Source organism: uncultured Veillonella sp. (assembly GCF_915069625.1).
Taxonomy (GTDB): domain Bacteria; phylum Bacillota; class Negativicutes; order Veillonellales; family Veillonellaceae; genus Veillonella.
Genome location: NZ_CAJZFD010000091.1, coordinates 1 through 7961, shown reverse-complemented (window position 1 = coordinate 7961; position 7961 = coordinate 1). Strand labels below are relative to the sequence as shown.

Genomic DNA, 7961 nt, shown 5'->3' with positions numbered 1-7961 from the left:
ATCTCACAAAGACATTGAGTTTTAATATTTATGATATTTGTTATACTCGTACAGAGGAAGAAAAAAAGCAGTATATTCAATACATTGATGAAGTATACAACGCGGAGCGTTTGACGAATATTTTGACCGAAGTGAGTCATATTATCGGTGCTAACATTTTAAATATTGCGAAACAAGATTACGACCCACAAGGGGCATCGGTTACGATTTTGATTTCTGAAGAAGAAATTGAAAAAGAAGATGTGGTTATGCATTTGGATAAATCCCATCTTACAGTTCATACGTACCCTGAAAGCCATCCGCATAAGGGGATTAGTACATTCCGCGCTGATATCGAAGTGTCCACATGTGGTCAAATCTCTCCGCTAAAGGCCCTCAATTACTTGATCAATAGCTTTGATTCGGATATTTTGACATTGGACTATCATGTGCGTGGCTTTACGCGCGACGTGTCGGGCAAGAAAATCTACATCGACCATCGTATCAACTCTATTCAAAACTACATTAATGCAAAAACGCGCAATTTGTACAATATGATCGATGTGAATGTGTACCAAGAAAATATCTTCCACACTAAGATGATGCTCAAGGATTTCGATTTGGATAATTACTTATTCGGCATTACCGAAGCGGAATTGAGCGAACGAGAAATTAAGCAAATTAAACACCAATTGCGACAAGAAATGACAGAAATCTTCTACGGACGTAACTTGCCATCTGTGAAAGCCTAGATTGTTTAAAATGCTTAGTTATTTGTGGACATGTAATTAATGCTAAGAATATGAATTCATGGTTAATTCTAAAATTTTCGAAAAACTATATCGAAAAATCTTGTATTATTGTTTCTGATTCTGTATAATGAACTTGTAAGGGGTATTAATAATTAATACCAAGAAACTATTGTGTCCGTTGTCATCCACAAAGGAGAATTATTATGGACGTACGTGAATTAGCAGTACAAAAAAAACGTGAATTAAAAGGCTTCCTCACAGTAGGAACTAAATATGAATTAAAAGACGCTCATGATTTATCCGTTGCTTACACACCAGGTGTAGCAGAACCATGCTTGCGTATTAAAGACAATGAAGCAGAATCCTTTGAATTAACTTGCCGTTCCAACATGGTTGCCGTTGTATCCGACGGTACTCGTGTACTCGGCCTTGGCGATATCGGCGCTGCTGCCGCATTGCCTGTAATGGAAGGTAAATCCTTATTGTTCAAAAAATTTGGCGATGTAGACTGCATTCCATTGGTAGTAGATACTAAAGATGCTGATACATTGATCAATACTGTAAAATTGTTGCAAAAGAACTTTGCTGGCATCAACTTGGAAGACATTTCTTCTCCTAAATGCTATGAAATCGAAAATCGTTTGAAAGAAGAATTGGAAATCCCTGTATTCCATGATGACCAACACGGTACAGCTATCGCTTGTTTAGCTGGTGTAAAAGGTGCTCTTCGCCTAGTTAAAAAAGACTTAGCAACAGCTAAAATCGTTGTAAACGGTGCTGGTGCTGCTGGTGCAAACATCGCTCGTTTGTTATACCTTGCAGGCGCTCGTGATATTACATTGTTAGTATCCTCTGGCGTATTGCACAAAGACTACAAACGTCTTGATTCCTTGCAATCCGAATTGATCGACTTGCTTAAACTTGAAGAAAAACATGGCAACTTGGCTGAAAACGCTAAAGGCGCTGACATTCTTCTTGGCGTATCTGCAGCAGGTGTATTCACAAAAGAAATTTTGGAAAACTTGGCTGACGATGCTATCGTATTCGCAATGGCTAACCCTAACCCAGAAGCAACATATGCTGACATGAAAGCAGCTGGCGTTCGTATCGCTGGTACTGGTCGTTCCGATGCTCCTAACCAAATCAACAACGTAGCAGTATTCCCTGGCGTCTTCCGCGGTGCTATCGATGTTCGTGCAACTAAAATCACTGATGAAATGAAATTGGCTGCAGCTGACGCATTGGCTCACTTGATTCCAGATAGCGAATTGAACGAAGAAAACATCATGCCATCCGTATTCGATCCTCGTGTAGCTCCAGCTGTTGCAAAAGCAGTTGCTGATGTTGCTGTAAAACAAGGCATCGCTAAAAAACCTCAAGTAGTTGAAGACGGAAGCTACGAAGGTTAATAAATAGGTAATAGTCTTACTTTAATGGCTTAATAGCTATTTAAGAACTCGGTAAGATAATATAAACTATAATGACATGCATCTCGAAAGAGGTGCATGTTTTTTCATATAAACTAATAAAATTTAAAAAATTAATGAAGTTGTAAAAAAGTACTTGTCACTATTTTGTATCGATGATATAATAATTTTCGTTGCAGAGCGATACTCAAAAGAGTAAAAAACTCAGCAAGAGTAGTGGTTGACATCAACTACCAGGTTTGCTATAATTAGCAAGTAATTAATGACGGGGCATAGCGCAGTTTGGTAGCGCACCTGGCTTGGGACCAGGGGGTCGCAGGTTCGAATCCTGCTGCTCCGACCATTTTTTTATTTGCGGGTGTAGCTCAATGGTAGAGCCCCAGCCTTCCAAGCTGGTCGCGAGGGTTCGATTCCCTTCACCCGCTCCATTTTTTTTTGCCTTTTTTAGGGTAAAACGTAATATTGACGATATATAGTACATAATTTATACTATAATAGATAATTACATATATAGGTAATCCACATGGTTCAGTAGCTCAGTTGGATAGAGCAACGGCCTTCTAAGCCGTGGGTCGGGGGTTCGAATCCCTCCTGGATCACCAAAGAAATAAGCGGATAGCTCGTAATGAGCTATCCGCTTTTTTGCTATTATGAATTATAAATCTGTAGTTATTCTGTAAATTTAAAGTTTATCTAGCTCTATAGTATTATCTCTTATCCACTGTGCGAGTTCTATATTTGTCATATTTCCTGCGGCTACATTGATAATTAGGTTTTCAACTTCTTGTTGTGAAGCAGTAATATCAAATCCATTAATAATAAGATACACATACATACTGTGTAGTGCGGTTCGCTTATTGCCATCTGTAAAAGGATGATTATTGGCGATACCATAGCATAACTGTGCTGCTTTATCATAGATAGTTGGATATAAGTCGTTTCCCATAAAGGTTTGAAATGGGGTATTTACAGCTGACGCTAAAAGATTTTTGTCTCGTATGCCGGAGGAGAGGATAAAGGTTTTCTCTAATTGAATATGGAGTTCATAGATATCCTGTACGGTGAATTGAATGTTAGATGTACTCATTTATTCTCTAATGCCTTATATAGTTCATAATTACGTTTTAATACTTGTTGTGAGATGTCTTGTATCCTCTTTTTTAAATCTTTGTTACTATCACTGGTAATGATAGAGGATTCATGGCTTATTTGGTGGTCGGCAATTTTCTGATCTTTTGGCATCATAGATTAAACTCCTTTACTGTATTTTGACTTTTGTATTTCTTATATATTTGACTTTTATATCTATTATATAGGGAATAAATCAATATAAACAATCTTATTTATAAGAAATAATTCAAAAGTTCAAAATTGATTACTCACTATAAACCCAGTATTTATCTGTATTCTTGCCACATAAATCAAATTAGTTAAAATAAAAGTCAAAAAAAGTCAAAAATTTTTACTTTGACCTATTGACTTTTTGACTTAATCAGATTATTATAATGTCATAAGGTTGAAGAAACCTAGAAATAAAGCAAGAAATTAAACAGACTTAAAAAGTCAAACAGATATACTTGTAGTAAAAAAGTGAGGTAATTTATATGAACAACAACTTCAATAACTTTGGTAGCGATTTCGGTAGCATGAATGATTTGTTCAATCAATTGATGGGTAACATGGGTGGTTATTCCACAGAAAACCGTCGTTATAAAATTAATGGTCGTGAAGTAACTCCCGAAGAGTTTGCTTTCTATCGTCAAACTGGTCGTTTACCTTCTAATGAAGAAATACAAGCTGCTCAAGCTGCACAACAAGGTAAAATGAAACAAGATGGTATCCTTGCTAAGTTAGGTACAAACTTAACGCAACAAGCTCGTGATGGTAAACTCGATCCTGTTATTGGTCGTAATAAAGAAATCCAAGAAACAGCAGAAATCTTAGCACGTCGTACTAAAAACAATCCTGTACTCGTAGGTGATGCTGGTGTTGGTAAAACAGCTGTAGTAGAAGGCTTGGCACAAGCTATCGTCAATGGCGATGTTCCTGCAGCTATTAAAAATAAAGAAATTATTTCCATCGATATTTCCGGTTTGGAAGCTGGTACTCAATATCGTGGTTCCTTCGAAGAAAATATCCAAAACCTTATCAAAGAGGTTAAGGCTGCTGGTAACATTATCTTGTTCTTCGACGAAATTCACCAAATCTTGGGCGCTGGTTCCACAGGTGATGGTCAAGGTTCTAAAGGTTTAGCAGATATCTTGAAACCTGCTTTGTCCCGTGGTGAAATGACTGTTATCGGTGCTACAACACAAGATGAATACCGTAACACAATCATGAAAAACGCAGCTCTTGCTCGTCGTTTCAATGAAGTTAAGGTAAATGCACCATCTCCAGAAGATACTTTCAAAATTTTACAAGGCATTCGTCCATTGTATGAAGCGCATCATAATATCGAATTGCCAGATGCCGTGTTGAAAGCAGCTGTAGATTATTCCGTACAATACATTCCTCAACGTAGCTTACCAGATAAAGCTATCGACTTGATCGATGTAACAGCAGCTCACTTGGCTTCCCAACATCCTGTAACTGATATCAAAACATTAGAAGCAGATATTGCAGAAGCTAAGGCAAAACAAGAAGAGTTTGCTCAAAAAGAAGATTACGAATCCGCTATTAATGAAAAAATGCGTATTCAAAAATTACAAGAAGAAATCGATAATCACACTGAAAACCAAAAGGTTGTGGCTCAAGTTAACGATGTAGCAGAAGCGGTTGAAAGAATGACTGGTATCCCTGTATCTCAAATGGGTGCATCTGATATTGAACGCTTGAAAGACATGAAATCTCGTCTACAAGCTCATGTCATCGGTCAAGATAAAGCAGTAGAAGCTGTATCTAAAGCAATCCGTCGTAACCGTGCAGGCTTTGACGAAGGTAACCGTCCAATCGGTAGCTTCTTATTCGTAGGTCCTACTGGTGTTGGTAAAACAGAATTGGCTAAACAATTAGCACTTGATATGTTCGGTAACAAAGATGCTATCATCCGCTTGGATATGTCCGAATACAGTGATCGCACAGCAGTTTCCAAATTGATTGGTGCTACAGCTGGTTATGTTGGTTACGAAGATAACTCCAACACATTGACTGAACGTGTTCGTCGTAACCCTTACTCCATCGTATTGTTCGACGAAATCGAAAAAGCAGACCCTCAAGTTATTACATTACTTCTTCAAGTGTTAGATGATGGTCGCTTAACAGATGGTCAAGGTAACACCGTAAACTTCAAAAATACTGTTATCATTGCTACATCTAATGCAGGCTTTGGCTATGGTCAAGATAAGGACGATGAAAACAAAGTAGATGTAATGGATCGTATTGCTCCATTCTTCCGTCCAGAATTCTTGAACCGTTTCAATGCTGTTATCGAATTCAACCAATTGAAAAAAGAAGATTTGAAACAAATCGTAGATTTGATGCTTGATCAAGTTAATAAAACTTTAGCTAAAAAAGAAATTACTCTTGATGTAACTGAAGCAGCTAAAGAATTGTTGATGGAACAAGGTTACGATAAAACTATGGGCGCTCGTCCATTACGTCGTGTTATCGAATCTGAAATCCGCGATAATGTAACTGACTTCTACTTGGATCACATCGATGCAAAACACTTGCTTGCTGATGTTGTAGATGGTCATATTGTAATTAGTGACAAAGATGCTGCTAATACATCTGATGATAAATCTGCAGATGATAAAGCTGCAGACGACAGCAAACAAGATGATGATGCTGCATCCAAGGATAATAAATAATCGATAGGCTATCGACACTAATTAATGAATCCCTTACAACTCTCTCCATACACAAACTAATGATAGACCTATTGATACTGAAAGCATCCCACATTATGTGGGATGCTTTTTTGTGTCCTAATATGCATTTTAATATGTGTATTAATAAAGAAATTTTGTATATATGATAAAAATCATTGCTAATATATCGATTTATTTAGTATAATCATATCTATAAATTCAATATTCTATAGAATTTAAAAAAGAGATGAAGAAAGGGAGGAGATTATTGATGTCACATTATGTAGATCTAAATAGCGATTTAGGTGAAAGTTTTGGCAACTACACATTAGGCATGGATAGTGAAGTGTTAAATCACGTCACAAGTGCTAATGTTGCTTGCGGATGGCATGCTGGGGATCCTCTCATTATGGATGCTACAGTTCGTATGTGCAAGGAGAAGGGCGTAGCCGTAGGGGCTCATCCTGGATATCCTGATTTAATGGGCTTTGGTCGTCGAGCAATGGCAGTCAATCCTGCAGAGGCTAAAGCATATATGATATATCAAGTTGGTGCATTGCAAGCCTTCTGTGATAGCTATGGCGTTACATTACAACATATGAAATTACATGGTGCTTTTTATAACACTGCATGTGTCACTCCTGCATTGGCAGATGCTGTATTAGATGGCTTACAAGCGGTAAACCCTAATATTGCAGCTATGGTGTTAAGCGGTAGCTATATTGCTAAAGAAGCAGAGCGTCGAGGTATTCCTGTAATTCAGGAGGTCTTTGCTGACCGCGGTTATACTGATGAAGGTACATTGGTGCCTCGTACAGAACCTGGGGCTTTCATTAAAGACCCTCAAGAGGCTCTTGAACGAGTACTTATGATGGTTACAAAAGGTAAGGTTGTCACAAATACAGGCAATATTATCGATATAGTAGCTGATTCAGTATGCGTGCACGGTGATAATCCGGAAGCGATAGCTTTCACAAATTATATTCGTGAAGGCCTTACAAAAGCTGGCGTTACAGTGGCTAATTTTCAAAACCGTAAATAGTAAAACGGCGATTATAAAATAAGCAATACATAGCAAATACGTAATAAATAGTGAATACGTAATAAATAGTAAATATGTAGTAAATACATAATAGATCGTTAATAAATAAGTTATTGTGTGGAGGTTTTTATGAAACCAATTTCAGGTAAAGCAAGTTTATCTGTCCTCTTGGGGGCAGCTTTCTTGATGGCCACGTCCTCTATTGGGCCGGGCTTCATGTTACAAACGGCGGCATTTACGAATGATTTGAAAGCAGATTTTGCGTTTGCCATCATTGTGTCTGTTATTTTTTCAATTATTGCACAGCTTAATGTGTGGACAATCATTGGCATATCTAAAATGCGTGGTCAAGATATTGCGAATAAAGTACTGCCAGGTCTTGGTTACTTTGTAGCGTTCTTGATTTCCCTTGGTGGTCTTGCTTTTAATATTGGTAATATTGGGGGCGCGTCCATGGGTCTAAACATAGTGTTTGGTATTGATACAACGACAGCAGCGGCTATTAGTGGTATCCTTGGTATTCTATTATTCGCATCTCCAAAAATGGGTGGTGTACTAGATAATACCGCTAAAATTCTTGGTACGGTAATGCTTGTATTGATTGCTTATGTAGCGTTTTCTACAAATCCACCAGTGGCTGAAGCGGTTACTCATGCAGTGGCACCAACGCATTATCCATGGCTTGCTACGATTACCCTTATCGGTGGTACTGTAGGCGGTTATATTACATTCTCTGGCGGTCATCGTCTTATTGATGCGGGTATTACCGGTCAAGAACATTTGACAGATGTACGCCGAGCAGCATTTATGGGTATGACTGTAGATGCGGTAGTTCGTATATTGCTATTCTTAGCGGTTCTTGGCGTTGTGTCCATGGGATATGTACTAGATCCTAAAGATCCAGCAGGTTCTGCGTTCTTACTTGGTGCTGGTGAAATCGGTCATAAATTAT

Annotated in this window: 7 protein-coding genes and 3 tRNA genes; 8 read left to right on the top strand and 2 right to left on the bottom strand. The window is 38.0% G+C overall.

Annotated elements, in window-relative coordinates:
* From speD to QZ548_RS05990, 5 genes are all read left to right on the top strand, one after another.
* Positions 1-731: adenosylmethionine decarboxylase (gene speD, locus QZ548_RS06010; protein WP_295869068.1), on the top strand; the 731-nt coding region annotated here is incomplete at its 5' end.
* A 203-nt stretch (positions 732-934) separates the two neighbouring features.
* On the top strand, positions 935-2140 hold the full coding sequence (locus QZ548_RS06005) for an NADP-dependent malic enzyme (RefSeq protein ID WP_295869066.1): 1206 nt from the start codon (positions 935-937) through the stop codon (positions 2138-2140).
* Between the two features lie 284 nt (positions 2141-2424).
* Positions 2425-2501 (top strand) — tRNA-Pro (locus tag QZ548_RS06000).
* A gap of 11 nt (positions 2502-2512) precedes the next feature.
* Positions 2513-2586, top strand: a tRNA-Gly gene (locus QZ548_RS05995).
* Between the two features lie 97 nt (positions 2587-2683).
* Positions 2684-2760: transfer RNA gene (locus QZ548_RS05990), tRNA-Arg, on the top strand.
* Between the two features lie 80 nt (positions 2761-2840).
* On the opposite strand, the gene QZ548_RS05985 is transcribed toward QZ548_RS05990, so the two are convergent.
* On the bottom strand, positions 2841-3245 hold the full coding sequence (locus tag QZ548_RS05985; RefSeq protein ID WP_295869064.1) for a type II toxin-antitoxin system death-on-curing family toxin: 405 nt from the start codon (positions 3243-3245) through the stop codon (positions 2841-2843).
* Positions 3242-3403 carry a hypothetical protein gene (locus QZ548_RS05980; RefSeq protein WP_295869062.1) on the bottom strand — a complete coding sequence of 54 codons (162 nt, stop codon included), beginning with the start codon at positions 3401-3403 and terminating at the stop codon, positions 3242-3244. The genes QZ548_RS05985 and QZ548_RS05980 overlap by 4 nt, the downstream gene beginning before the upstream one ends.
* A gap of 359 nt (positions 3404-3762) precedes the next feature.
* Here QZ548_RS05980 and QZ548_RS05975 point away from each other — a divergent pair, with 359 nt between their 5' ends.
* From QZ548_RS05975 to QZ548_RS05965, 3 genes are all read left to right on the top strand, one after another.
* Positions 3763-5967, top strand: a complete 2205-nt coding sequence (locus QZ548_RS05975) for an ATP-dependent Clp protease ATP-binding subunit (RefSeq protein WP_295869060.1) — start codon at positions 3763-3765, stop codon at positions 5965-5967.
* Positions 5968-6238: 271 nt separating this feature from the next.
* The gene (locus QZ548_RS05970) at positions 6239-7009 is read left to right on the top strand and encodes a LamB/YcsF family protein (RefSeq protein WP_295869058.1); all 771 of its coding nucleotides are present in this window, start codon (positions 6239-6241) and stop codon (positions 7007-7009) included.
* Positions 7010-7138: 129 nt separating this feature from the next.
* Positions 7139-7961 (top strand): NRAMP family divalent metal transporter (locus tag QZ548_RS05965; RefSeq protein ID WP_295869056.1); only part of this gene is annotated, 823 nt, incomplete at its 3' end.